The organism is Neobacillus thermocopriae (assembly GCF_010975035.1).
In the GTDB taxonomy this organism is placed as follows: Bacteria; Bacillota; Bacilli; order Bacillales; family Cytobacillaceae; genus Neobacillus; species Neobacillus thermocopriae.
Genome location: NZ_JAAIUV010000003.1, coordinates 49385 through 74807 on the forward strand (window position 1 = coordinate 49385; position 25423 = coordinate 74807).

Below are 25423 nucleotides of genomic sequence, written 5' to 3' on the forward strand. Positions count from 1 at the left end.
TGGAGATTATTTTTATTTTGTGTAGCGGTTGGCATAGCTAGAGGCGACAAAGGCGTCTGGTTTGATTTTCGGCTCGACCCCCATGGATTCCATTCTTGTAACCATTTCTTTCACAAATTCACTTGTTTTATTTCTTTTTCCTGCTCCGATGTCGATATGACCTTCGATCGTAAAGGAGGCCCCATCATAAATATGTGGAAGAACGAGGTTAATTAATGTATTTTTTCTTTCCTCGGTAAATAAGGAAACGATTTCTTCTGTCAATGACAGTTCTAGAGAAATTCGCTCATGTAATTGTGTCATTTTCCTTGGAACAATCACCTTTCTTATACAGGCCCATACGCCCTTTCCCACATTCTGAATGACAATTCCGGTAATAAATGTGGTTTGGGATTTATGAACTTGTGAATCTGTTCCAATCATCAGGCGATAATTCCCACATGGATCACTACTAATAAATTCTACAATTCTCTCGAAAACCTGTTCAAAGGACATCTGTGTTTCTTGAAGATTGTTAAATAAAAGGCCGGTCGACCTGGGATGATTCATAAGTGATACACCACATCTTTCCCTTTGATGTTTATTACTTTATTTTATGGGGAAAGAGTGTTTAGCGTGCAGATGTGATTATCAGAGTGCTTGTCCTTGGTGATTAGCAAAGAGAATAATTGACTAAGCTTATGGAGCAGTAATTGTTTGTCTACCCAAATTTGTTAACCTATATTAAAATTAAGTTGACAAAATATCTTTCTATTATTATGTTTAAAATATCGAAATTGAGTTTGAAGTGGGGGATGAATATGAAGTTTAGGGCACTTGATCTAACACTAGTAAGTTTATTTGTTGCGCTTATGGCCGTTGGTGCAAATATCACTACAATTGCACCATTTTTACAGGTTGGTGGTGTTCCCATCACCTTGCAAACGTTTTTTGCTATTTTATCAGGGTTAATTTTAGGTAGCCGCTTAGGTGCTATTGCTATGATTGTTTACGCGATGCTTGGAATGGTAGGAGCTCCTGTTTTTGCTGGGTTTTTTGGTGGAATCGGGATTATACTGAGACCTACCTTTGGCTTTATTCTTTCATATATATTTGCGGCATATATTACAGGAAAAATTGTCGAAAAGAAAAAAAGTCTACCAGCATTTATTTTGGCAGCATTGATTGGGACAGCCATCAATTATGTGTTCGGTACAAACTGGATGTACTATGCCTACAAGCTTTGGGCAGCTGCTCCAGAAGGTTTTAGCTATAAATTGGCATGGCTATGGATGGTTCCCCCACTGCCAAAGGATATTATTCTATCCATCCTTGCGGGAACTGTAGCGTTCAAACTCGAAAAAAACCTCCTTTCAAAAGGACATTTCAAAACATTAAAAAATGCTTCATAATAAAAGGGGCTGTCCAGAAAGTCGTTTTTTCGTCTTCTGGAAGCCCCTTTTCATCGGAAAGAATGTTTTTCGATTTCTAGATAGGTTTAAGCACCAATTTCCTAGTGGTGTAATCCCCCAATAATCATCATCTCAGTCTCTTTGTATTTCCATTGGACAGAATACAAGCCAAACGTTGCTGTTTAGGATGTGATTTTTGATAATTCTAAAATTTGGTATATTAACATACTTTTTTTACTATATTGGACATTTATACTTTTTGGACATTTTTTAGTAGATAACGCCTAATTGGAAAGTCTATACATTGCAATAATTTAAATAATTTGATAAATTATAACGGTATTTACTAAATAGAGCAAGGGGGAGATGGAATGAAAGTAATAGAAACCTTTATTGGTGAAGCAAATACATTACTATGGTCCTATATCTTGATCGCATTACTAATTGGTACAGGTCTTTATTTTACTATAAGAACAAAATTTGTCCAATTTGGAATGATCGGTGAAATGTTCCGCCTAATGGGCGAAGGTTCTAAAGGAAATAAGAAAGGGATTTCATCTTTTCAGGCATTCTGTATTAGTACGGCTTCTCGTGTAGGAACCGGTAACTTAGCCGGTGTAGCTATTGCTATTACAACTGGGGGACCTGGAGCAGTTTTCTGGATGTGGCTCATTGCTATCATCGGATCCGCTTCAGCCTTTATCGAAGCAACACTTGCGCAAATTTATAAAGTAAAAGATGGAGACACGTTCCGCGGTGGGCCAGCCTATTATATGGAAAAGGCTTTGAATGCTCGTTGGATGGGAATTACGTTTGCCGTTCTAATTTCGTTAACATTTGGATTGGCGTTTAACTCTGTACAGGCAAATACAATTACGAGCTCTTTAAACAATTCTTTTGGGATTGATAAAGGTTTAATTGCGGTTGTATTAGCTATCATTACTGCTATCATCATTTTCGGTGGACTTAAAAGAGTAGCGAAAGTGGCCGAATGGATGGTACCAGTCATGGCTGGAGCCTATATCCTTTGTGCGATTTTTATTATGATTACGAATATAACTGAACTTCCAGGCGTTTTTAAATTAATTTTCGAAGGTGCTTTTGGAATTAATCAAGTTGCAGGTGGGGCTTTAGGGGCTGCAATGATGAACGGAATTAAACGCGGGCTGTTTTCGAATGAAGCTGGTATGGGTAGTGCACCGAATGCCGCAGCTACAGCAGAAGTTAGCCATCCGGTTAAACAAGGATTGATTCAAGCATTAGGAGTTTTCTTTGATACACTTGTGGTTTGTAGTTCAACAGCATTTATCATTCTATTATCAGGTTTATATACATCTAAAGAAAGTAATGGTATCGTCTTAACTCAAAATGCTCTTGAAGGTTCGCTTGGTTCATGGGCAGGAATCTTCCTTGCTTTGATTGTTTTCTTATTTGCGTTTAGTTCTGTAGTAGGTAACTACTATTATGGAGAATCGAATATTGAATTTATTAAAAATAATAAATTCGTTCTAAATCTTTACCGCACAGCTGTTGTTGGGATGGTAGCATTTGGTTCCGTGGCAGAGTTAAGCTTTGTATGGAATCTAGCTGATTTATTTATGGCACTTATGGCTATTATCAATTTAATTGCCATCTTATTGCTTGGAAAAATTGCCTTTGCTGCCTTATCTGATTATAAAAAACAAAAGGCTGCAGGGAAGAATCCAGTATTCTATACAACGAATATAAAAGGTCTTAAAAACGTGGAAGCGTGGGAAAACGCTCCAGCTCAACAGGGCAATAAAGAGAATCTAGGTTAAGGATAAAGATACTTAGCTTCTTAATAAAACAAAAAAGGCATTTTCACCTTTGTTAGGTGGAAATGCCTTTTTCCTTTTTGACGGGTAGGATGTGGTTATTTTGCTTGATTTCCTGCTTATTTTTCAGATAGAAGATGGAAGTCATGATTATGGTCAAGCCTCCGTATAGGGCACACATGAGCTGTAAGCCAATGAGATCTAACAAGAACCCGGTGATGAGAAGGACGATTTGAAAGATGATTCGGTCCAGCATATTACGGAAGGAGAAAAATCTACCGTGAAAATCTTTAGGAACTTTCGTTTGAAAAATGGTGGCAGCTGTCGGGAAAAAGCAGCCGACCGAAAACCCAAATAGGACAAATGCTATGATTGTTATGATTGGGATGTCGGCCATGTATAAAAGAAATTGAGATAACCCAATCAGAAACGCACTACTAAACAAAATGGTATACGGGGAACTTTTGCTACTAATGTGCTTGATTAAAAATGCCCCTAGCATAAAGGATATCCCTTCTGCGGTATAGATCCAGCCCTTGATTGCAGAACTGTCCTGAAGTTCACTGATATTGATGACCAACAGGTTAAAGCCCCCTAAAAATAATAGAGGAATTAGTGACAAGAGAAGAGTCATAAAGACAATCGGAAGTCCTTGAATAACGGGAAACACGTCTTTAAAGCTCATTTTCTCTTGAGGACTTGTTTTTTCAAGACGGCGCTCATTCTTCATCCTTGCAGCTTTTTTCGTTTCTGTCGATAGTGCCTGTTTGGTAGTCGGTTCATCAATGTTTAAAAAACAAGTGAGAATGAATAGAAGGATATAAGCCACCAAAGAGCCCGTATATATCATGGATAAGGGAAGAGCTACAAGTAATACCCCTGCAAGTGCAGTTCCGATAATCCGTGATAATGTTGCGACATTCATATGAACTCCATTTAACTGAAGTAATTCTCTGTCTGCCACAATGAGTGGAATGGCTGCTTGCAATGCAGGAAAATAGAATGCGGCAGAAGTTTGAATTAAGACAGAAAAGACGAGCATCCACCAAATGGAGCCAGTTGATATCGCAATAAACATAAAGATGACACTAATGATACGGACAAATCCCGAAATTAGCATAACCATTTTTTTGCTGATTTGATCGGTCAATCTGCCTGCATATGGTCCAACAGCAATACCAGCAACCAATCCTCCTGCAAGAAGAAGTGATTTTACAAAATCTGAAGGCACTTTCTCCTGCATAAACTCCAAATTCCCAATGACCCCAAGCCATAACCCAAGACCAGCCACGAATTCCCCCGTCAATATAATCCACACATTCCGATTTCTCCACATATCTAGCGCCTCACGTTCATCTATTCTATAACCCCATGCCTTTCAAAGATACAACAATATTCGAAATAATACAATAATAGTATTTGGCACCGCTCATGTACGTTTACTTTATTTTATACGTATAAGTTGGACATGTACTGCCAGTCCAAATCATACATACTATAAAATATTTTGTGTTTAGGTTGTTATGTTTTGTCTAATGACATTTGTTAGAGAAGAGATATAATTGGAAGTATCTGAATATTTTTACATCTAAGTGATGGGGTTTTAGTAGTTACTTCAATGCTGGTAAGTCGTCCCCCTACTGCTTTCGTTCTTTCAGGTGCATGTCCATATGAACTCCTAGAGATTACATGGTAAGAGATAAACGCAGTTTTTATTACCTTATTAAAAAGGAGTGTTTAAATCATGCAAAAGCAAAAATTGTTAATTAATGGGGAAAGATTAAAAAAGGAACTGGAACGATTTGCTGAATTTGGTAAGACAGAAAATAATGGTGTAACCAGACTGGCATTATCAGAAGAAGATCGTAGGGCAAGAGATTATTTCCGCTCTTGCTGTGAGGAATTGGGAATGTCAGTCAAGGTCGATGATATGGGATGTATGTACGCCACGCTTGAAGGGACTGAAAATAAACCACCAATTCTGATTGGCTCCCATCTCGATTCTGTAAAAAAAGGCGGACGGTTTGATGGGGTTCTGGGAGTAGTGGCTGGTTTGGAAGTGGTTAGAACCCTTGTTGAAAACAACATTAAACCTAAAATTCCGATTACCGTTGTGAACTTTACTAATGAAGAAGGGGCGAGGTTTGAGCCGTCAATGATGGCTTCAGGTGTGCTCGCTGGTAAATTTGATAAATCAGTCATGTTGAAAAAGAAAGATGCTTCAGGGACTACTTTTGAGGAAGCTTTAAAAGCCATTGGCTACGCCGGAGAAGAGGAAAATCGTCTAAAAGAGGCCACAGCCTTAATTGAAATGCATATTGAACAAGGTCCAATTTTAGAGGCGGAAGGACTTTCCATTGGTGTAGTTGAGTGTGTGGTAGGTATGGCTTGCTATGAAATTGAAGTGACCGGAGAATCGGATCATGCTGGTACCACTCCTATGCATATGCGTAAGGATGCGCTTTTTGCAGCAAACAATCTTATTAATGAAATTCGCAAACGCTTAGGGTCTCTGGATAAAGAGTTGGTGTATACCATTGGCCGGGTTAATGTCTATCCAAGTATCCATACGGTAATTCCAAATAAGGTAGTGTTTACACTTGAAGCCCGTCATAAAGATATGGAAATTGTCAACACCGTTAAGGATTTCATTCAAGGGCTTCCAAACTTGGGGGTTAACGAGGGGTGTGAGGTAAAAACAACGAAACTATGGGAACGCGATACCGTGTGGTTCAAGCCAGAACTATGTGACCTAGTAGAACAGTCAGCCCAGTCGCTTGGGTACTCTCATAGAAGAATGGTCAGTGGGGCAGGACATGATGCACAGTTCATTGCTAGTTTGGTCCCATCTGTCATGCTATTCGTCCCAAGCATAAACGGTAAAAGTCATTGTGAAGAAGAACTGACCACATGGGAGGACTGTGAAAAAGGAGTAAACGTCGTATTGGATACTGTTCTAAGTCTTTTATCTAAATAAAATTTAATTAAAATTACCAGAACATGTAATGTACCTAAAAATCGTTTGGGTATTATTCTCAAATAAATAGGTGAATGCGTTTACAGAGATTTTGGGAGTAGATTGTGTTTTTTACAAAATGTTTAAGATGAATTTTGTCATTAGTTTTGCCAATCGTATTTTCAGGAGGATCAACATGATTACAAATATTGCAACAGTAGCTGTTTATGTGGACGACCAACAAAAGGCAAAGAATTTTTGGACAGAAAAGGTTGGATTTGAAGTTAAGGCAGAGTTTCCAATGGGCCCTAATGCCTTCTGGCTTGAGGTCGCGCCTCCTAACGCAGAGTCTCATTTAGTCCTTTATCCTAAATCCATGATGCCGGGTCATGAAAATATGAAAGCATCGATTGTTTTTAAATGCAAAAACATTATGGAACTGTATGAAAACATGAAAGCAAAAGGTGTTCAGTTTAAGGGTGAACCGCAAACGATGCAATGGGGTTCATTCGTCCAGTTTATTGACGAAGACGGAAATGAGTTTTTATTGAAAGAATAATCACTAGAACAGAGGATCAAAGAAATCGTAATTCTTTGGTCCTTTTTTTATTATAAAGAAACCTAATCAAACGTTTGATTAGGTACAACAAACTTGGAAATCAAGAATTTTTAATGGCTAATCAAATGTTTAATTAAATTTTTTAATTAACCAAACGTTCGATTAAATTTTTCCTTGCTAATCAAACGATTGATTAGGACAACAGACTAATCAAACGATTGATTAAACTATAGTTACTGATTATTAAGAGTGAGCACGATGATAAACGGATTTTGATGGTACATAAGTAAAAAGGAAATACCATATACGAGTACGTACATAAGACTAGTAAAAAAGAACAAATAATTTTCTATTAGATTATCTTTTTTTGAAGGGTGTAATTTTAGGGGGGCTTCTCAATGAACCAGTCATTTCCTATGTAGTTCTTTATTTAAAATTTTTAGTAAAATTTTTACTAAAATAATTGAAGGCTTTTATTTATAGATTTAGAATATAAAGGAAGATAAAAACTTTCGGAATATTAAAATATAGTTGGAGGAATTTATGAACATTAGCCCTCTTAACAAAACGTTTTTAGACTTATATGGAGTTTTACCGAAACAGGCATTTTTTGCTCCAGGCAGGATTAATTTGATTGGTGAACACACTGACTATAATGGTGGTCATGTATTTCCGTGTGCTATTACTTATGGAACTTATGCGGTTGCACGGAAAAGGGAGGATCAGCTAGTTCGTTTATACTCAGAAAATTTTCCGAACAAAGGAATTATTGAGTTTCATCTAAACGAGTTGGATTATAACAAAGATCATGATTGGGCCAACTATCCTAAAGGGATGATCCGATATATCAGCGAGGCGGGTTTTCAGATCCCAAATGGATTTGAATGTGTGATTAAAGGAAACATTCCAAACGGTGCCGGCTTATCATCCTCTGCCTCCATTGAATTATTAACAGGTGTTCTTCTGGATGGTTTGTTCCAATTAGAAATCCCACGCCTTGATTTAATTAAAATTGGCAAGCGGGTTGAAAATGAATTTATCGGTGTTAACAGTGGAATCATGGATCAATTCGCTATTGGAATGGGAAAAGAGAAGGCGGGTATTTTACTAGATTGTCAGACACTAAAATATGTATATGCACCAATTCAGCTTGATCACCACAAAATCATTATTATGAATACAAACAAGCGCAGAGAGTTGGCGGATTCGAAATACAATGAACGCCGTAGCGAATGTGAAGAGGCGCTGAGACAGCTTCAGAAAAAGCTTTCCATTGAAGCACTTGGACAGCTATCTGAACAAGAATTTGAAGACAATAAACATCTTATTACGAATGAAGTGGTTCGAAAGCGTGCTAGGCATGCAGTCTATGAAAATAGAAGAACGATAAAGGCGCTTAAGGAATTAAAAGCAGGGAACTTGGTCGGGTTCGGTCAGCTGATGAACCAGTCGCATCTTTCGTTACGCGATGATTACGAGGTGACAGGTGTCGAATTGGACAGTTTAGTTGAAGCTGCGTGGCAACAACCGGGCGTCCTTGGTGCACGAATGACCGGTGCTGGTTTTGGTGGCTGTGCCATCGCGATTGTAGCTAATGAAAAAGTAGAAAATTTTATCGCTAGTGTAGGGGCGGCATATCGTGTAAAGATTGGCTATGAAGCTGAGTTTTATGTGGCTAATATTGGTGACGGGGCCAAAGAAATTGAAATGGAGGCTGTTGACGAATGAGTATTCTTGTTTTAGGTGGAGCAGGCTATATCGGCTCACATGCTGTATATCAATTAATCGATCAAGGACATGAAGTGGTAGTGATTGATAACTTGCAAACTGGCCACAGGAAAGCTATTCACCCAATGGCTCATTTTTATCTAGGAGATATCCGTAACCGTGAGTTTATGAGGTCTGTTTTTGAAAAAGAAAAGATAGAGGCCATTATGCATTTTGCTGCTAATTCCCTTGTCGGAGAATCGATGATAGAGCCGCTGAAATACTTTGACAACAATGTGTATGGAACACAAATTGTTCTCGAAATGATGAAGGAATATGGCGTGAAGTTTATTGTATTCTCGTCAACAGCTGCTGTTTATGGAGAACAGGAAGTGATGCCAATTTCAGAAAACGCTGTCACACTGCCAACCAATACCTATGGAGAAACAAAACTTGCGATGGAAAAAATGATGGCCTGGTGTGAAAAAGCATTTGACCTTAAGTATGTTTCGCTAAGGTACTTCAATGTAGCCGGGGCAAGAGAGGACGGACAAATCGGCGAAGATCACAACCCTGAAACCCATTTAATTCCAGTTGTGTTGGAAGCGGCTTTAGGAAAGAGACCAGCGATAACGGTGTTTGGGGAGGATTATGACACTCCAGACGGTACATGCATCCGTGATTATATTCATGTGGAAGACTTGATTGCTGCCCATATTTTAGCGCTCCAGTACTTACAAAATGGCGGAGAAAGCAATATTTTTAACCTCGGATCAAGTCAAGGGTTTTCCGTAAAAGAGATCATTGAAACGGCAAAAGAGGTTACGGGTATAAATATTCCAGTTCAAGTGGGGGAACGTCGTGCCGGTGATCCAAGTACTTTAATTGCTTCATCTGAAAAGGCGAGACAAATTCTTGGTTGGAATCCGAAAAAGACTTCTATCAATCAAATCATTCGTGATGCCTGGAACTGGCACCAGCATCATCCGAATGGTTATGAGGGGTGAGGAGTATGATTCACGGTCTCATTCAACAGCTCATAAACCAGGCACTTGCCACCCAATTAATCGAGCGGGAAGATGAGATTTATGTTAGAAACCAAGTTTTGGCACTATTACAGATGACGGAGTTTATCGAAAGTGATGGAGAAACCAATTTAGAGATTCCCGAATTGTTGGAGAAGATCACGGATTATGCCTGTGAACAAGGAATAATCAAAGATATCTTTGATGAAAAGGAAATTTTCTCAAGCAAAATTATGAACTGTTTCCTCCCCCGACCTTCTGAGGTGAATAAGCTTTTTTATAAAAAATACAAGCAGAATCCAGAAGCAGCAACAAAGTTTTTCTATGAACTAAGCAAAAATAGCAACTACATTCAAATGAAGCGAATTCAGAAAAATATGGAGTATCAAGTGGTAACGGAATACGGTGATTTGGATATTACGATTAATCTTTCTAAGCCGGAAAAAGACCCGAAAAGCATTGCCTACGAACGGGAGGTACAGCAAACAGCTTATCCAAAATGTCTTCTTTGTATTGAAAATGAAGGCTATGCCGGGAGAATGGGACATCCTGCCCGCTCCAATCATCGAATGATACGTGTGAATCTGTTGGACCAGACTTGGTATTTGCAATATTCACCCTATGTGTATTACAACGAGCATTGTATCGTCCTATCTGAAAACCATTCTGAAATGAAAATTAATGAAGAAACCTTTTTGCGACTGCTAACCTTTGTTGAACAGTTCCCTCATTATTTCTTAGGTTCTAATGCGGATTTGCCGATTGTGGGTGGGTCGATTCTTTCTCATGATCATTATCAGGGCGGGAATTATGAATTTGCGATGGCGAAAGCTCCGGATGATTGGCATTTTGAAATGACGAGGTTTCCATCTGTTCAATGTGCTGTTGTAAAATGGCCGATGTCTGTTATTCGCCTTCGTTCAGACCAAATAAACCCGCTAGTTCAGGCGGCCGGACATATCCTTTCAAAGTGGAAAAATTATAGTGATGAAGCATTGGAAATTATCGCATGGACGGGTGAGATACCTCATAATACGATTACCCCGATTGCACGTAAAAAGGGAGAACGATATGAGCTGGACTTGGTTCTTCGAAATAATCGAACAAATATCGAGCATCCATTAGGTATTTTTCATCCTCATGCGGATGTCCATCATATTAAGAAGGAAAACATTGGTCTAATTGAGGTAATGGGGCTAGCTGTTTTGCCAGCGCGCTTAAAGGAGGAGCTAGCAGAAGTCGAAAATTACCTTCTTGGAAAACCAAGTTTGGTTGCCGATTATCATATGGAATGGGCGGAACAGTTAAAAGCTCGTTTTGGTGCATCTGTGAATGAATTCAATGTACAAACCATTATTAGAAAAGCAGTCGGAGATAAATTTTTAAGAGTGTTAGAGGATGCGGGAGTATTTAAAAGAGATGAAGCAGGAATCGCAGGATTTAAACGATTTATTCAAGCATTATTTTGATAAAAAAATGGGGTGATAAATTAGTGAAATGGGTAGAGCGGGAATTTGGTCATTACCATGGTGAGCCGGTGATAGAGTATACATTAACGAATAATTTAGGAATGTCCGTTTCTTGTTTGAATTATGGATGTACCATTACAAAGATCATCGTACCTGACCGCCATGGTAAGTTGGAAAATGTAGTTCTTGGTTTTGATACTTTGGAAGAATATGTAGATTTCTCACCTTACTTTGGCTCAGTGATAGGACGTGTAGCAGGACGGATAAAATATGCTGCGTTTGAGCTGGATGGGGTAGAATATAAACTGGAAGCAAATGAGTTTCCGAATCATTTACATGGCGGAAGAAAAGGGTTTGATAAAAGGATCTGGAAAACTGAGCCGGTTGAACAAGTAGATGCAGTTGGCATCCGTTTTACTTACTTAAGTCCAGATGGAGAAGAAGGCTATCCCGGAAATTTGGAAATAAATATTCTTTATCTTTTATCGAATACGAATGAGCTAAGCATTACTTATGAGGCTAAGACAGATCGAAAAACATTGATTAACTTAACGAATCATTCGTATTTTAATCTAAGCGGTAATGTAAAACGAGACTGTACGGAACATATTCTTCAATTAGATAGTGAACGTTTTTTAGAGCTTGGTTATGATTTGATTCCTACAGGAAAAATCATAGAGTCAAAGAATACTCCATTTGATTTTAATCAAGGACGCCTATTAAAGTCAGGGATTAAATCTTCCCATCCGCAAAATATACTGGTCGGAAACGGCTATGACCACCCGCTCCTTTTTGCAAAAAAAGGGGAAAATACTATCACGCTAAGTGAGAAAGAAAGTGGTAGATCACTTATAATAACAACGGATCAGCCTTGTGTGGTTTTATATACAAGTAATCAGCTAAGTGGCCCATTTTCCATAGCAGGTGTCCCTGCGAGGAATTATCTTGGGGTATGTCTAGAAACACAAGGTCTTCCGGATGCGATCCATCATCCGAATTTTCCATCCATTATATTAAATCCGGAAGATGTTTATCAATCTACAACAAGGTATCGATTTTTTTCTAATACAATAGGAGTTTGATTATGGCGACCATTAAAGATATTGCAAAAAAAGCGGGCGTGTCCATTGCTACTGTATCAAGGGTGCTGAATTATGATGCGACGCTTTCTGTCAGTGATGAAACGAAAAAAAGAATTTTTGAGGCGGCAGAAGAACTAAATTATAAGAAAAAATCCGGTGTGCGCAAATCGGAATTTGGAAAAATTGCGCTCATTCAATGGTATACCGAAAAAGAAGAGCTCGAAGATTTGTATTACATGTCGATTCGGCTTGGGGTGGAGAATCGCTGCCGTCATCATGGTATACAATTGGTAAAATACTTTTATGACAGTCTTGAAGAATTAAAAGAGGAAGAGATTCAAGGTCTCATTGCCATCGGAAAATATAGTAGAAGGCAGGCAGAAGAACTATCTGCCTTATCAAAAAATCTAGTGTTTGTTGATTTTTCACCGGATGAGGATCAATATGATTCCGTAGTTACTGATTTGGATAGAGCTACCGTGAAGGTTCTACATTATTTTCTGGAAAAAGGTCACAAAAAGATTGGCTATATTGGGGGAAGAGAAGAATTTAAAGACCAAACCTCTATGATTGAAGATCCAAGAGAACGAGCATTTAAGCGCTTTTTAACTGAAAAAGGGCTATGGAATGACGCATATATGTATGTAGGAACTTTTTCAGTGGACCAAGGCTATTCCCTTATGAAAAAAGCCATTCAAGATCATGGAGACAACCTTCCGACGGCATTTCTGGCTGGAAATGACCCGTTGGCCATCGGGGCGCTTAGAGCACTTTTGGAAGAGCAGATATCAGTACCTGAACGTGTAAATATTATCGGTATCAATGACATAAGTGTATCAAAATACGTGTTTCCTTCTTTAAGTACAGTTAAAGTTCATACAGAGTTAATGGGCGAGACAGCTGTTGATACAATGTTAGAAAGAATGGAAGGAAGGAAAACAGTCAAAAAAATCAATATCGCCACAGAGTTAATGATAAGAAACAGCAGTTTTTAAGTTAGTTTACTATAGTAGTATGATAGTACCACCAACTAATTTAAAACCTGAACGATGAAGGCTGACCTAAAAGGTCCTAACAAACGACTTTATTAGGGTTCAGCCTATATTTTTAGAAGATGGATTGGATATACATTGATAAATCTGGGGGGTCTCTGCAGGGGATAATTTGTCAAGGGACCCCTTAAAGTTATCCTTTTGTTCGGGTTTTTCCAACATGGACAATACGTATGTCAAAGCCTCTTTTTTCGGTTCTTATCCTCTTCCTTCCATTGTTGACGTCAATGATGTTCTGTATAATATTGGTATCCATCAGAGAGATAATGGGGGATGCCTATGAGCAGATTGTCGATTGTAGCCTATGTTGTAGGAATTGTGTGTTTTATAGTAAGCTGCTCGTTTTCGGTTTTTTACGGATATAAAGTCGTTACCCATCAGCTTCCAACGGAAGAAAAAGAGCCAAATGACGATCGATACCATTTTGTGCTAATTCCAGAAGAGTTAGATAATGATTATTGGAGATTAGTAGAAGAAGGAGCCCGGGCTGCAGCAAAAAAGTATGATGTTTTACTTGAATACACGGGACCACGTCAGGCAAATTTCGATGATCACCTTAAAACGATTGAAATGTCAGCAGCTGCAAAAGTAGATGGGATCATGACCCAAGGATTAAGCGATGAACAATTTAGCCCATTAATTAATCGAATAGTGGAAAAGGGGATTCCCGTTATTACGGTAGATACCGATGCTGCTAATAGCAAGCGTTTGGCGTATATTGGAACGGATAATTATTATTCAGGATTTTTGGCAGGGAAAGCGCTGATTGCTGATACAAATGGACAAGCTAATGTAGCGATCATTACGGGAAGCTTTAATAAGAATCATCAAAGGCAGCGAGTCCAAGGCTTTAAAGATGCCATCCAATCGGAAAAGGGAATTCGAATTGTGGCCATAGAGGAATCTCAAATTAGCAGGGTACGTGCTTTTGAAAAAGCCTATCAAATTCTTCAGGAGCATCCAGAGGTCACCGCCTTTTTCGGGACGAGTGCTTTAGATGGGATTGGTGTAGCAGAAGTAGTCGAAAAATTCAATAAACAAAAACAAATTTATATTATAGGATTTGATTTGCTGAAAGAAACACAGAAATATATTCGGAAGGGGACCATCCAGGCCACTGTTGTCCAGGAACCATTTGAAATGGGATATCGTGCTGTAAAGATGATGATCGATCTGCGTGAAGGGAAAAAAGTGCCTTCAACCATTCATACAGCTACACGCATTTTGAGAAAATATGATTTACCTCCTTATTTGAACAATATTAAGGGGGTCAGATAAATGTTATTCCAAATTCGAACGAAATTGCTCTTTTATTTTATCATTTTAGTTGTTTTATTGACCTCTGTTGGACTATTTTTTTACAAAAGCAGTGAAAAATTAGTGACAGAGTATGAAGATAGCTTTGAGCGTTTTCTATTGCTTAATGATATTTCTCAAAGAACCAATTTCATAACCGAAAAATTGCATGCATATATTCTAGATCAGGATATGACCTATCTAGAAGGCTATCGAAAAGAAAAACTAAAATTAATTAAGGATCAGAAACGCCTTGAGAAAATTATGGATTCGAATGATTTGACATTAAAAAATTATAAAAATTTAATTGATAGTTTCTTAGATGAATGTGATGCCACCCTTGGCACTTTTCAAAAAGGTGAGATCAATTTATATTCGGAACATTATAATGAAGTGTTGAAAATTGCCTCTTTTCTTCATGAAAGTACATTAGTTCTATTAAATAATAAACTTACTGATTATCAAAAGTTTTTCAATCAAATGGAGCAGCAAAATGAATATTATCGGCGAATGTCTTTTTCGCTGTTTGCGGCAGCGTTTTTTCTAAGTGCCTTACTAGCATTATGGATCTCCGGAGGGATTACAAAACCTATTCGCTTGCTTTCTGAAGCGGCAAAGGAAATTTCAACAGGGAATTTGGATGGGGAAGATATTAAAGTAACGACCAAAGATGAATTGAAACCGTTAACAGAAACGTTTAATCAAATGAGAGAAAACCTTCGTCGGCTTGTATTGGAAATTAAACAGCAATCGGAATTGGACCAGCTCCTGAAAGAATTAGAATTAAGAAACTTGCAAAATCAAATGAATCCGCATTTTTTGTTCAATACATTGAATACGGTTTCAAAAATGGCTTATTTGGAAGAAGCGGAAGAGACATCACGATTAATCGAAGCAGTGGCAGCAATACTTCGATACAATCTTGGTGATATTAATCAGGCTACTTCCCTTCGCGAAGAACTGAGAATTGTAAAAGAGTATTTTTTTATTCAAAAAACAAGATTTGGGGAACGGATTCAATTTAAAACAAGTATTGAGGAAGATTGTTTGGATTTTGAGATTCCTAGACTAATTTTGCAACCACTCGTTGAGAACGCCTTTATTCATGGAGTAGAGTCCTATGAAGAAAATGGGGAAATTCATCTTAAAATCTACCGGAAGGGTGATCGGATTCACATTGAAGTGATGGATAATGGACGAGGGATGGAGGAGTCTGTGAAAAGAAAGCTGCTTCAATTCATGAATCGTACGTCAACGGAGGGTTCCTATGACCATTCAGAAACATCGAGAGGGAATTCCACTGGTATAGGGGTAAGAAATGTAATCAGAAGACTACAGCTTTTTTATCAGCAAAATAATTTGGTTGCCATTGAGTCCGAATTAAACCAAGGGACGAATTTTAGACTGATGATTCCTGTCTCTGATGAAGGGGGAAAAGACGATGTTAAAAATTCTAATCGTGGATGATGAGGTTCTTGAACGGAAAGCCTTATCGAAAATCATCAGTAATTCGAAGAAGGATGTAATGGTAATAGGGGAAGCTCCTAATGGAAGAATAGCCATTGAAATGGCTGATCAGTTTAGACCCGATATTATTTTTATGGACATAAAAATGCCTGGAATCGATGGTGTACAAGCAGTAAAGGAAATTAAAAAATTTGCTCCTGACATTCGGTTTATCATGGTTTCCGCCTTTAATACATTTGAGTATGCAAAAGAGGTGATGCAACAAGGTGTGAAGGAATACATTTTAAAACCTAGTAGAAAGGAGGATATCCTTTCTAGTTTACAGCGTGTGGCTGATGAGATTCTATTAGAGCGAAGGCAAAGAGAGGAACAGGAAGAATTACGAAAGAATCTTGAACGAGTTGTATCGATTGCTCAGAAAGAGTGGGTTTCTTCTCTATTATTGAGCCGAGTGCAAGATATTTCTTTGGAAGAATGGGGGCAATTGTTAGGGGTAGAAATTACTTCAGCTTATATTATGTTATTTTTCATACAACCAACAGGGGAAGCCAATCTTAGCACTGCTGAAAAAGAGGAATGGTATCAGTGGTTAAAAAAGACTTTAGATTTGATGAAAACCGAGCATGAGTTTATGATAGGGCCTTTAGCAGAGAATCAAGTCCCTGTTTTATGCCTATGTAAAAAGACCGTTGAAAGGACTTCCTTTCGAACAAATGCCCAAAAAATTATTGACCATATGTTCCAGCTTTTTCAAAAGAAATCCTTTAAAGGAGATTTACGGATTACGGTAGGCAATCCATATAATCAGGCCTACGAGTTAACGAAGTCCTACCATGAGGCAATGGAAGCATTAAAAACTTTATTAAAAAAGTCTGGCCGAAATTATTTATTTTCTGAAAAACTGGGAGCCAATGAATCACAATCAGTTTCCGAAGTCCTAAAAGTAGAAAAACAGTTACTGGATGCGATACGGCAAGGAGATATGAATCAGGTTTTACTCTTGTTCAATTCCTATATTAAAGGACTGAAGGAACACAATAATTTGAAGAGAAACCAGTTGAAAAAATCGTTTGATGAAATGTTTGTTTTGATTTCACGAATGCTCCATGAACTGGGAATTCCCTATGAAACAACACCTGTCATGGATGAATCATGGGAAACCGAGGTGGCTCTGGAAAAAGGGAAAAATTATATATTAGAGGCTACCCGTTATGTCCAAGTTTGGAGGAACAATCATGCAAAGGGTATGTTACATATGGCAAAGGAATTTATAGAAGCCCATTTTGCAGAGTCGATTACTTTGGAACAGGTGGCCGAATATGTAGAACTCAGTCCCTATTATTTTAGCAAACTATTTAAAGAACGTTTTGGTATGACCTTTATTGATTATTTGACAGAATTGAGAATAAAGCAGGCTAAGTTGATGATTGTTGACCAAGGAAAGAGTTTGAAGGAAATTTGTTATTCCGTTGGATATAAGGATCCCAATTATTTTAGCCGGGTATTTAAAAAGCATACAGGGCTATCTCCAACAGAGTACCGCAAAGCCATCATATATGAATAAAGTCAGAAAAAATGAGCATGGATGCCGAATCTTAAAAGGGTTCGGTCATTTTTTTTACTTTGAGAAATGTCTAGCTCCAGCGCCCTAGCGGCAAGACGCCTTCGGTCTCCGCCCTACGATAAGTCAACATCGAATCACCTACGGTTCTTCGTGTTTCCTTTATCTCAGTCGGTGGCCACCACAAGGAAGGCTACGGTAGCTAAGCATCGCACGACCGAAAGCGATAGCTTTTGGGAGGATGTCATACGCCGCTAAGCAGGGCGCTTCCGCTTTTCTGGTAAGAAAAGAAAGGGGATAGGACTTTGAAAAATGTCTAGCTCCAGCGCCCTAGCGGCTAGTGCCCTTCGGTCTCCGCCCTACGATAAGTCAACATCGAATCACCTACGGTTCTTCGTGTTTCCTTTATCTCAGTTGGAGATCCTCCATGTCATACGCCGCTAAGCAGGGCGCTTCCGCTTTTCTAATGCAAAATAATCTAGAAATTCACAATATTATGCTAGACTTTAGACCTATGTATCAAAGTACTCCTATGATACTATTTTTGTAAGGGTTTACATGAAGGGGTAAGTTGAGCTTACCTAAATATTTAAAAGGAGAAGGGTGAAAAGATGAAAAAGAAAAAAGGAATGATTCTATCATTAACAGTGGCATCTAGTATTCTATTAGCTGCTGGTTGTAGCAGTTCTACAGGTGGTTCAAGTGATGCTGGCAAGGAAAAAGAAGGTCTTCCGGCTGTTGGTGCAACCATTTACAAGTTTGATGATAACTTTATGTCCTATGTCCGTCGGGCAATGGAGGATACAGCAAAAGGGAAAGTAAATCTCATGCTGAACGACTCTCAAAATGACCAAGCAAAACAAATTGAGCAGATTGATACTCTGATTGCTAAGGGCGCAAAATCGCTGGCCATTAATCTAGTAGATCCAAAAGCGGCACAAACAGTTGTCGATAAAGCAAAAACTAAAAATATTCCAGTTATCTTCTTTAACAAAGAGCCAGATGAAAGCGTATTAAAAGGATATGATAAGGCCTACTATGTAGGAACTACCTCTTCTGAATCGGGTGTAATCCAAGGTGAATTAATTGCTAAGGCTTGGGAAGCGAATAAAGACAAATGGGATAAAAACGGTGACGGCAAAATCCAATACGTATTATTAAAAGGTGAGCCTGGACACCCAGATGCCGAAGCACGTACAAAATTTGCAGTAGATACCATTAAGGAAAAAGGTATTCAAGTGGAGGAATTAGCCCTTGATACAGCTATGTGGGATGCGACAAAAGCGACAGAAAAGATGGATGCATGGATTTCCAAATACAATGATACGATTGAATTTGTAATCGCTAACAATGATGGTATGGCGTTAGGGGCCATTGCTTCTCTTGAAAAAGCAGGCTACTTCTCTGGTGACAAATTTATGCCAGTTGTAGGCGTAGACGCAATTCCGGAAGCACTTGAAATGATTGAAAAAGACAAGATGGTTGGAACCGTCTTAAATGACGCGAAAAATCAAGGGAAAGCAACGATTGAACTGGCAACGAATGCGGCAAATGGCAAAGATGTATTAGAAGGAACAGAATGGAAGCTTGATGACAAGAAAGCTGTTCGTGTACCATACGTTGAAATCACAAAAGAAAACATCCAAGTTGGTAAAGACGCTTATAAGTAAGAGGAATATGGAAAAGAGATAGCGCCTAGTCCGGGGATATCAGATCGCCCTTTGGCGCTCCTCGAACGAAGGAAAAGATCATGCTTTTCCTTCGTTCGGGGCATTGCCTTAAGGACAAATGTGAGTAAAAAGGGGACACACGAAGGAAGTCCTTCTCATTATTTTTAGATGGATTGGCGAGGAGGTTCGCTCATGTCAAATATTCTTGAAATGATTAACATAACGAAACGATTTCCCGGTGTTGTCGCGTTGGATCGTGTATCACTTAAAGTGAAGGCAGGTTCGGTCCATGCCTTAATGGGGGAAAATGGGGCAGGAAAATCGACATTAATGAAATGCTTATTTGGTATTTACTCCATGGATGAAGGAAAAATCATTTTTGACGGGAAAGAGGTATCGTTTGCGAATTCCAAACAGGCGCTTGAAAATGGCGTGTCCATGGTCCACCAGGAACTGAATCAAGTACGTCAGCGAAATGTAATGGACAATATTTGGTTGGGACGTTACCCAAAGAAAGGCATTTTCATTGATGAAAAGAAAATGTACGAGGACACGGCAGCTATTTTTAAAAGTTTGGATATCAACATCGATCCCCGCAGAAAAGTAAGCAGCTTATCCGTTTCTGAAATGCAGATGGTAGAAATAGCAAAAGCAGTATCCTATGATTCAAAAGTCATTGTTATGGATGAGCCAACATCCTCACTGACTGAGAAAGAGGTTGCCCATTTATTTAAGATTATCCGAACACTGAAAAGCAAAAATGTCGCCATTATTTATATTTCTCACAAGATGGAAGAAATTTTGAAAATATCCGATGAAGTAACTATTATGCGTGATGGGCAGTATATCGCAACCAAAAGTGCAAAAGATTTAACCACCGATGAAATTATTAAGCTAATGGTTGGACGTGACCTGTCACAGCGTTTTCCTCCTAAGGTGAACCAACCAGGAGATGTGATTCTCAAGGTTAAAAACTTGACAGCGGAAATGCAGCCTTCGTTTAAAGATATCAATTTTGAATTAAGAAAAGGCGAGATATTAGGAATTGCTGGGTTAGTTGGCTCAAAACGGACAGAAGTGGTTGAGGCATTGTTTGGTTTGAGAGCGATTCAGTCTGGAACGATTGAGCTTCATGGCAAGGAAGTCATTAATCATTCTCCACAGCAAGCCATTAAAAATGGATTTGCCCTCGTAACAGAAGAAAGACGTTCAACGGGGATTTTTCCAGGGTTAAGCATTAGTTTTAATTCTATTATTGCTAATTTACCACAGTATCGGAAAGGGATTTTTTTGTCAGAAAGCCAAGTATATGACGATACAAAATGGGTCATTGATTCTATGAAAGTGAAAACACCTTCGCAGAAAACAGCGATTGGAACTCTTTCCGGCGGTAATCAGCAAAAGGTCATTATTGGGCGCTGGCTGTTAACTAAGCCAGATGTATTATTGCTGGATGAACCGACACGTGGAATTGATGTTGGAGCAAAATTTGAAATCTATCAACTTATTAATCAACTGGCATCTGAAGGGAAAGGAATTATCATGATTTCTTCTGAAATGCCGGAATTGTTGGGAGTAACTGACCGAATTTTAGTAATGAGTAATGGAAGAGCAGCTGGAATTGTAGAGACAAAGACCACTTCACAAGAAGAAATCATGCGATTGGCAGCGTTGTACTAGGAGGGGATTCAAATGAATAATAAGGCCAAAAAAGGTTCGAATATCATAAAATGGCTGTTTGATAATGTGATTTATGTCTTTTTAGTTTTGTTGGTGATTGGAATCATCATCGCGTCTCCGGATTTTCTATCCATGACGAACTTTATTAATATTCTTAGCCAGTCATCTTCAAGGATTATTATCGCCCTTGGAATTGCGGGGATCCTAATACTCGGTGGTACAGACTTATCAGCTGGACGTCAAGTAGGACTTGCAGCGGTTATTTCAGCATCCTTGTTGCAGGCAGGAGATTATGCTTATAAGATGTATCCCAATTTGCCAGAACTACCTTTATTCGTTCCGATTCTTATTGCCATGGTGATTACGGGTCTATTTGGAACATTAAATGGCTGGATTGTTTCGAAATTCCATGTACCTCCGTTTATTGCCACACTCGGTATGATGATAGGTGTGTATGGGATTACTTCCATCTATTTTGACCGTCCTCCATATGGTGCACAGCCAATTGGTGGTTTAAGTGAAGCTTTCACCACTTTTGCTCAACGAGGAATTAAAATAGGTCAATATGAGTTTCCATATTTAATCTTTTATGCCGTTATCGTTTCTATTCTAATATGGATTATTTGGAACAAAACGCAACTGGGGAAAAACATGTATGCGATTGGCGGAAACCCGGAAGCAGCTAAGGTTTCGGGGGTAAATGTCGCAAAAAACATGATTATTATTTATATGATTGCCGGACTACTATATGGTTTTGCTGGTACGCTTGAAGCTGGTCGTGTCGGTAGTGCGACAAATAATACTGGGAACATGTACGAACTTGATGCAATTGCTGCTGCTGTAGTTGGTGGGGTGTCCTTATCAGGGGGTATTGGAACGGTAGCCGGGGTTATTACAGGGGTTCTGATTTTCCAAATCATCAACTATGGACTAGCTTTCCTCGGTGTCAGCCCTTATATACAATTCATTGTCAAAGGTGCGATAATCGTTGTTGCCGTTGCTTTTGATATGCGAAAACATGCAAAAAAGAAATAAGATGGTTGTTTATTGGGCAGTCCTCTTTTGGGGATTGCCCTTTTAATTCTTTATTGAAACATTCGTTTCTTTTGTGAGATGAAAGATAGTTAGCTATTGAGTAGATGATTAATATTTTCATATGTGAGAGATGTGCAACGTCCTTCATCGGAATTAGGAAGGACATTTTTTCATTCCGTTACTAATATAGCCTTATTTTTTTTGTTTCCAACCGACATTGAAATCGAATATGTATTTTTGATTACTTCTATGAGATATTTTCACTCAGTAGGAAAAAGCCTTCTATGTTCTTCCATCTGCGCTTAAGCCCTTTCTCAAAAAAATGATTATCAAGGAATTTAAAAAAAACCTTTCATTTTTCCAACGGATGGAATATAATACAAACTGTATTATGAATAATAGTACAGTTAATACAGATTGGGGGTCCGTTATGTTCGAATTAGACATGAGGAGCCGAAAGCCGATATATGAGCAGCTGGTTGAAAAAATTAAGGAGCTAATTATGAATGAGGTGCTCAAAGCGGATGAACAGCTGCCATCGGTAAGAGCCTTGGCCACCGAACTAACTATTAATCCAAACACAATACAAAAGGCATATCGAGAACTTGAGAGCCAAGGTTTTATTTATTCCATTAAAGGAAAAGGCAGTTTTGTCAACCCAAACAATCAAACAAGGGACATTGAAAAAATACAATCCGTAAAAAAGGACCTCGAAAAATTAGTCTTGGAGGCACTGTACCTTGGAATTCCGGCACAGGAAATTATTAAGCTTGTTCAAGACTTGGACGCTTCAAAAGGGGGAGGCGAAAGCCATGATTGAAATGAAAAACGTAACAAAATCTTTTGACCGTTTGACCGCTATTGAAAACGTAAACTTACATATTCATAAAGGCTCTATCTACGGATTAATTGGTTCAAACGGAGCGGGAAAAACAACCATCATTAAGCTGTTGGCAGGAATTTATCTTCAGGAGAAGGGCGAAGTCATGATTGACGGACAGCCCGTTTTTGAGAATGTCCGTCTCAAGCAAAAGTTGTTTTATATACCAGACCAGCCATACTTTTTCTCCCAATATACGACTAAACAAATGGCACGCTTTTATAGAAACTGCTACCCAACCTGGGATGAGGAGAGATTCCAAAACTTAATCAATGCGTTCGAGGTGGATATCAACAAAAAGATTCAAACTTTTTCAAAAGGATGGCAAAGACAAATTGCCTTTATTTTAGCCTTTTCCGTCAAACCGGAAATTCTTATTCTTGATGAGCCGATGGATGGATTGGATCCGGTTGTGCGTAGGAAGGTGAAGAATCTAATGATTCACGATGTCGCTGAAAGAGAAATGACCATTTTAATTTCATCTCACAATCTCAGGGAGATTGAAGATATTTGCGATCATATTGGGGTTATTCATAAAGGAACACTCATCATGCAAAAAGAACTTGATGAACTGAAGTCCAATGTTCATAAGGTTCAGATTGCTTATAAGGATGGAGTTCCGGAGCAGTTGCTAAACAAACTCAATCCACTTCATTCGGAAAAACGAGGAAGTGTTCATCTGTTGATTATTAGAGGAGAAGAAGAAATCATTGCCAAGCACATTCGCCAAACCAATCCGGTCATTTTCGACTTGCTCCCACTTACGCTTGAAGAAATTTTTATTTATGAAATGGGGGATATCGGTTATGCCATCAAAAATGTCATTGTTTAATAAGGAATTGTTCTTTCAGATCGGACGAAGTACGGGCTGGGTTTCTTTAGTCTATTTTTTCACTTTGTTCTTTATAATTCCTTTTAAAATTTTAATGATTCTTGATTCGAAGGAAGATATTCAATTTTACCAAACAAAAACTAGTCTTTTTGAATATGATTTTCAGATTCAAATGGGTTTAATGATCGTTATACCAGTACTTCTGGCGGTATTAATCTTTCGTTTCTTGCATGTTAAGCAAGCAAATGACCTGGTACACAGCCTTCCCATTAAAAGGGATAAAATCTATCATCATTATGCACTAGCCGGAATTTTCCTGATAGTTGCTCCTATATTACTCATTTCAATCATTTTATTATTCATGCATTTTTTCTATGATATTGATTCCTTATTCACGGTGATGGATATCTTTTTTTGGGCCGGTACCACCCTTATTATTAGTCTACTCCTTTATACAGCTAGTGTATTTATTGCCATGATGACAGGGATATCGGCAGTCCAGATCGTTTTAACTTATATTTTTGTCTTGTTTCCAACTGGTTTTATCCTTTTATTATTTACTAATCTAAACATACTGCTCTACGGTTTTCCAAGTAGCTATTATTTGAGAAAACAATTTGGAAATTTATCGCCAATAACCTTTGCGGCAGAGCTGGAAGGAAGAATCCCTTCATGGAAAATTTTAATTGTGTACGGGATATTAACAGTGGTCCTATATGGTTTAGCCTTATTTTTCTATAAAAAAAGAAGATTAGAAACAGCCTCTGAAGCCATTTCTGTGGCAAAATTACGTTCTATTTTTAAATATGGTGCGTCTTTCTGCTTCATGCTTTTTGGGGGAGTATATTTTCATATGATTTCCTATGAAAACATCGGTTGGACGGTGTTTGGCTATGGGGTGGGGGCTGCTTTTGGCTATTTTGCAGCAGAAATGGTTCTTCAAAAAACATGGAGAGTTTTTACAAAAATTAAGGGTCTGGCTATATTTCTAGGGATTATTGTCTTCCTAGTGATAGGAAGTCAAGCTCTTGGGTTCTATGAAAAAAAGGTCCCTAAGCAATCTGAAATTAAACGAGTCTTGGTAGGAGATAATCCTAGTTTTTACTTTAATCGTCAAGATGGGTTCACCGATAACTTCTATAATCCGAAACCAATAAAGGATTCACAAAACATCGCGGCGGTTCGTAGGCTACATGAACAAATCATTGCTGATAAAGAAATTCTAAAGGGAAGCAAGAATGATTTAAGTAGTACCATCTTTTTTATCTATGAATTGAAAAACGGGAAAAAGGTGATTCGCGAATATCATGTGATGACGGAGTTATATAACGATCTCTATAAACCTATTTATGAGTCAGAGGAATTTAAAAGAAATTCAAGAGAGATTTTTATGGTCGATGAAACGAAAGTCAAGAATATTCGTATTACGGCAATCGGGCCAATTGGAAAGGAAGTAACGTTGTCGGATCCAAAGGATGTACAAGAAGCCATTTCGCTAATAAAAGAGGATGTGCTGGCGGAATCTTATGAGGATAGTGTTTATTTCCAGTACGGAAGATCGACCATTGAACTGCAATTGGGAAGAGAAAATTCGGTTATATTCGAACTAAAGCCAACTTATGTAAAATTTAATGCATGGTTAAAGGAAAAGAATCTCCTTGATCAAGTAAAAGCTACTTCGGAGGATATTTCCAAAGTTGTGGTGGCAAAAGGTGAATTTTCACCAATGGATTTGGAGGAAGTAAAAAGAAAAGTGGAACAAAACGGAGATTCATTGACAATAACCGATAAAGAACAGATCGAGCATGCATTAGAAACAGCAGGGGGCAATTATCGAGATCAATACAGCTATGCGGCAGTCTTCTATTATAACAATGGGGATGATGATGAAGTTCTTTATTTTGACGAGGCGCATGTACCGGATTTTGTCAGGAGCCACTTTAAGTAAAGAGATTTAAGGGGGTG

Annotated in this window: 20 protein-coding genes; 18 read left to right on the forward strand and 2 right to left on the reverse strand. The window is 38.4% G+C overall.

Annotated elements, in window-relative coordinates; genetic code table 11:
* Window positions 1–12: 12 nt before the first annotated feature.
* Complete coding sequence (locus G4Z05_RS02850) at window positions 13–549, reverse strand: ribonuclease H-like YkuK family protein (protein WP_163250379.1); 537 nt, start codon at window positions 547–549, stop codon at window positions 13–15.
* 245 nt (window positions 550–794) lie between these two features.
* Between G4Z05_RS02850 and G4Z05_RS02855 the strand changes: the two genes are divergently transcribed.
* Window positions 795–1391 (forward strand): biotin transporter BioY, encoded by a 597-nt coding sequence (locus G4Z05_RS02855; RefSeq protein ID WP_163250380.1) that lies wholly within the window; start codon window positions 795–797, stop codon window positions 1389–1391.
* A gap of 371 nt (window positions 1392–1762) precedes the next feature.
* Complete coding sequence (locus G4Z05_RS02860) at window positions 1763–3190, forward strand: alanine/glycine:cation symporter family protein (RefSeq protein ID WP_163250381.1); 1428 nt, start codon at window positions 1763–1765, stop codon at window positions 3188–3190.
* 52 nt (window positions 3191–3242) lie between these two features.
* Here G4Z05_RS02860 and G4Z05_RS02865 read toward each other — a convergent pair whose 3' ends face one another.
* Entirely contained in the window at window positions 3243–4523 is a 1281-nt protein-coding gene (locus G4Z05_RS02865) for an MFS transporter (RefSeq protein WP_163250382.1), read from the reverse strand.
* Window positions 4524–4931: 408 nt separating this feature from the next.
* Between G4Z05_RS02865 and G4Z05_RS02870 the strand changes: the two genes are divergently transcribed.
* From G4Z05_RS02870 to G4Z05_RS02945, 16 genes are all read left to right on the forward strand, one after another.
* Window positions 4932–6164, forward strand: a complete 1233-nt coding sequence (locus tag G4Z05_RS02870) for a Zn-dependent hydrolase (RefSeq protein ID WP_163250383.1) — start codon at window positions 4932–4934, stop codon at window positions 6162–6164.
* A 175-nt stretch (window positions 6165–6339) separates the two neighbouring features.
* Complete coding sequence (locus G4Z05_RS02875) at window positions 6340–6702, forward strand: VOC family protein (RefSeq protein ID WP_038538980.1); 363 nt, start codon at window positions 6340–6342, stop codon at window positions 6700–6702.
* Between the two features lie 543 nt (window positions 6703–7245).
* Window positions 7246–8430 carry a galactokinase gene (locus G4Z05_RS02880; RefSeq protein ID WP_163250384.1) on the forward strand — a complete coding sequence of 395 codons (1185 nt, stop codon included), beginning with the start codon at window positions 7246–7248 and terminating at the stop codon, window positions 8428–8430.
* Window positions 8427–9416, forward strand: coding sequence for a UDP-glucose 4-epimerase GalE (gene galE / locus G4Z05_RS02885; RefSeq protein ID WP_038538984.1), 990 nt, complete (start codon window positions 8427–8429; stop codon window positions 9414–9416). The genes G4Z05_RS02880 and galE overlap by 4 nt, the downstream gene beginning before the upstream one ends.
* Window positions 9417–9421: 5 nt before the next feature.
* Window positions 9422–10903, forward strand: a complete 1482-nt coding sequence (gene galT / locus G4Z05_RS02890; protein WP_163250385.1) for a UDP-glucose--hexose-1-phosphate uridylyltransferase — start codon at window positions 9422–9424, stop codon at window positions 10901–10903.
* A gap of 23 nt (window positions 10904–10926) precedes the next feature.
* Window positions 10927–11985 (forward strand): aldose epimerase family protein, encoded by a 1059-nt coding sequence (locus tag G4Z05_RS02895; protein ID WP_163250386.1) that lies wholly within the window; start codon window positions 10927–10929, stop codon window positions 11983–11985.
* Between the two features lie 2 nt (window positions 11986–11987).
* Window positions 11988–12980, forward strand: coding sequence for a LacI family DNA-binding transcriptional regulator (locus G4Z05_RS02900; RefSeq protein WP_163250387.1), 993 nt, complete (start codon window positions 11988–11990; stop codon window positions 12978–12980).
* A gap of 336 nt (window positions 12981–13316) precedes the next feature.
* Window positions 13317–14315, forward strand: coding sequence for a sugar-binding protein (locus G4Z05_RS02905; protein ID WP_163250388.1), 999 nt, complete (start codon window positions 13317–13319; stop codon window positions 14313–14315).
* Window positions 14316–15800, forward strand: coding sequence for a sensor histidine kinase (locus G4Z05_RS02910; RefSeq protein WP_163250389.1), 1485 nt, complete (start codon window positions 14316–14318; stop codon window positions 15798–15800).
* A complete protein-coding gene (locus G4Z05_RS02915; RefSeq protein ID WP_163250390.1) occupies window positions 15775–17364 on the forward strand; it encodes a response regulator in 1590 nt (529 codons plus the stop codon). The genes G4Z05_RS02910 and G4Z05_RS02915 overlap by 26 nt, the downstream gene beginning before the upstream one ends.
* Window positions 17365–17972: 608 nt before the next feature.
* The gene (mglB, locus tag G4Z05_RS02920; RefSeq protein WP_163250391.1) at window positions 17973–19031 is read left to right on the forward strand and encodes a galactose/glucose ABC transporter substrate-binding protein MglB; all 1059 of its coding nucleotides are present in this window, start codon (window positions 17973–17975) and stop codon (window positions 19029–19031) included.
* Between the two features lie 192 nt (window positions 19032–19223).
* Window positions 19224–20711, forward strand: a complete 1488-nt coding sequence (gene mglA, locus G4Z05_RS02925) for a galactose/methyl galactoside ABC transporter ATP-binding protein MglA (protein ID WP_163250392.1) — start codon at window positions 19224–19226, stop codon at window positions 20709–20711.
* Window positions 20712–20723: 12 nt separating this feature from the next.
* Window positions 20724–21746: a galactose/methyl galactoside ABC transporter permease MglC gene (mglC, locus tag G4Z05_RS02930; protein ID WP_163250393.1), complete on the forward strand. Its 1023-nt coding sequence runs from the start codon at window positions 20724–20726 to the stop codon at window positions 21744–21746.
* A 430-nt stretch (window positions 21747–22176) separates the two neighbouring features.
* Complete coding sequence (locus G4Z05_RS02935; RefSeq protein WP_163250394.1) at window positions 22177–22566, forward strand: GntR family transcriptional regulator; 390 nt, start codon at window positions 22177–22179, stop codon at window positions 22564–22566.
* Window positions 22559–23458 carry an ABC transporter ATP-binding protein gene (locus G4Z05_RS02940; RefSeq protein WP_163250395.1) on the forward strand — a complete coding sequence of 300 codons (900 nt, stop codon included), beginning with the start codon at window positions 22559–22561 and terminating at the stop codon, window positions 23456–23458. The genes G4Z05_RS02935 and G4Z05_RS02940 overlap by 8 nt, the downstream gene beginning before the upstream one ends.
* Window positions 23433–25406: a DUF6449 domain-containing protein gene (locus G4Z05_RS02945; RefSeq protein ID WP_163250396.1), complete on the forward strand. Its 1974-nt coding sequence runs from the start codon at window positions 23433–23435 to the stop codon at window positions 25404–25406. Before G4Z05_RS02940 ends, G4Z05_RS02945 begins: the two co-directional genes overlap by 26 nt.
* Window positions 25407–25423 lie beyond the last annotated feature (17 nt).

What these genes read in the sequence shown, in the direction of transcription:
- G4Z05_RS02850 (WP_163250379.1), bottom strand. Translation starts at nt 549, where the DNA reads ATGAATCATCCCAGGTCGACCGGCCTTTTATTTAACAATCTTCAAGAA.
- G4Z05_RS02855 (WP_163250380.1), top strand. Translation starts at nt 795, where the DNA reads ATGAATATGAAGTTTAGGGCACTTGATCTAACACTAGTAAGTTTATTT.
- G4Z05_RS02860 (WP_163250381.1), top strand. Translation starts at nt 1,763, where the DNA reads ATGAAAGTAATAGAAACCTTTATTGGTGAAGCAAATACATTACTATGG.
- G4Z05_RS02865 (WP_163250382.1), bottom strand. Translation starts at nt 4,523, where the DNA reads ATGTGGAGAAATCGGAATGTGTGGATTATATTGACGGGGGAATTCGTG.
- G4Z05_RS02870 (WP_163250383.1), top strand. Translation starts at nt 4,932, where the DNA reads ATGCAAAAGCAAAAATTGTTAATTAATGGGGAAAGATTAAAAAAGGAA.
- G4Z05_RS02875 (WP_038538980.1), top strand. Translation starts at nt 6,340, where the DNA reads ATGATTACAAATATTGCAACAGTAGCTGTTTATGTGGACGACCAACAA.
- G4Z05_RS02880 (WP_163250384.1), top strand. Translation starts at nt 7,246, where the DNA reads ATGAACATTAGCCCTCTTAACAAAACGTTTTTAGACTTATATGGAGTT.
- galE (WP_038538984.1), top strand. Translation starts at nt 8,427, where the DNA reads ATGAGTATTCTTGTTTTAGGTGGAGCAGGCTATATCGGCTCACATGCT.
- galT (WP_163250385.1), top strand. Translation starts at nt 9,422, where the DNA reads ATGATTCACGGTCTCATTCAACAGCTCATAAACCAGGCACTTGCCACC.
- G4Z05_RS02900 (WP_163250387.1), top strand. Translation starts at nt 11,988, where the DNA reads ATGGCGACCATTAAAGATATTGCAAAAAAAGCGGGCGTGTCCATTGCT.
- G4Z05_RS02905 (WP_163250388.1), top strand. Translation starts at nt 13,317, where the DNA reads ATGAGCAGATTGTCGATTGTAGCCTATGTTGTAGGAATTGTGTGTTTT.
- G4Z05_RS02910 (WP_163250389.1), top strand. Translation starts at nt 14,316, where the DNA reads ATGTTATTCCAAATTCGAACGAAATTGCTCTTTTATTTTATCATTTTA.
- G4Z05_RS02915 (WP_163250390.1), top strand. Translation starts at nt 15,775, where the DNA reads ATGTTAAAAATTCTAATCGTGGATGATGAGGTTCTTGAACGGAAAGCC.
- mglB (WP_163250391.1), top strand. Translation starts at nt 17,973, where the DNA reads ATGAAAAAGAAAAAAGGAATGATTCTATCATTAACAGTGGCATCTAGT.
- mglA (WP_163250392.1), top strand. Translation starts at nt 19,224, where the DNA reads ATGTCAAATATTCTTGAAATGATTAACATAACGAAACGATTTCCCGGT.
- mglC (WP_163250393.1), top strand. Translation starts at nt 20,724, where the DNA reads ATGAATAATAAGGCCAAAAAAGGTTCGAATATCATAAAATGGCTGTTT.
- G4Z05_RS02935 (WP_163250394.1), top strand. Translation starts at nt 22,177, where the DNA reads ATGTTCGAATTAGACATGAGGAGCCGAAAGCCGATATATGAGCAGCTG.
- G4Z05_RS02940 (WP_163250395.1), top strand. Translation starts at nt 22,559, where the DNA reads ATGATTGAAATGAAAAACGTAACAAAATCTTTTGACCGTTTGACCGCT.
- G4Z05_RS02945 (WP_163250396.1), top strand. Translation starts at nt 23,433, where the DNA reads ATGCCATCAAAAATGTCATTGTTTAATAAGGAATTGTTCTTTCAGATC.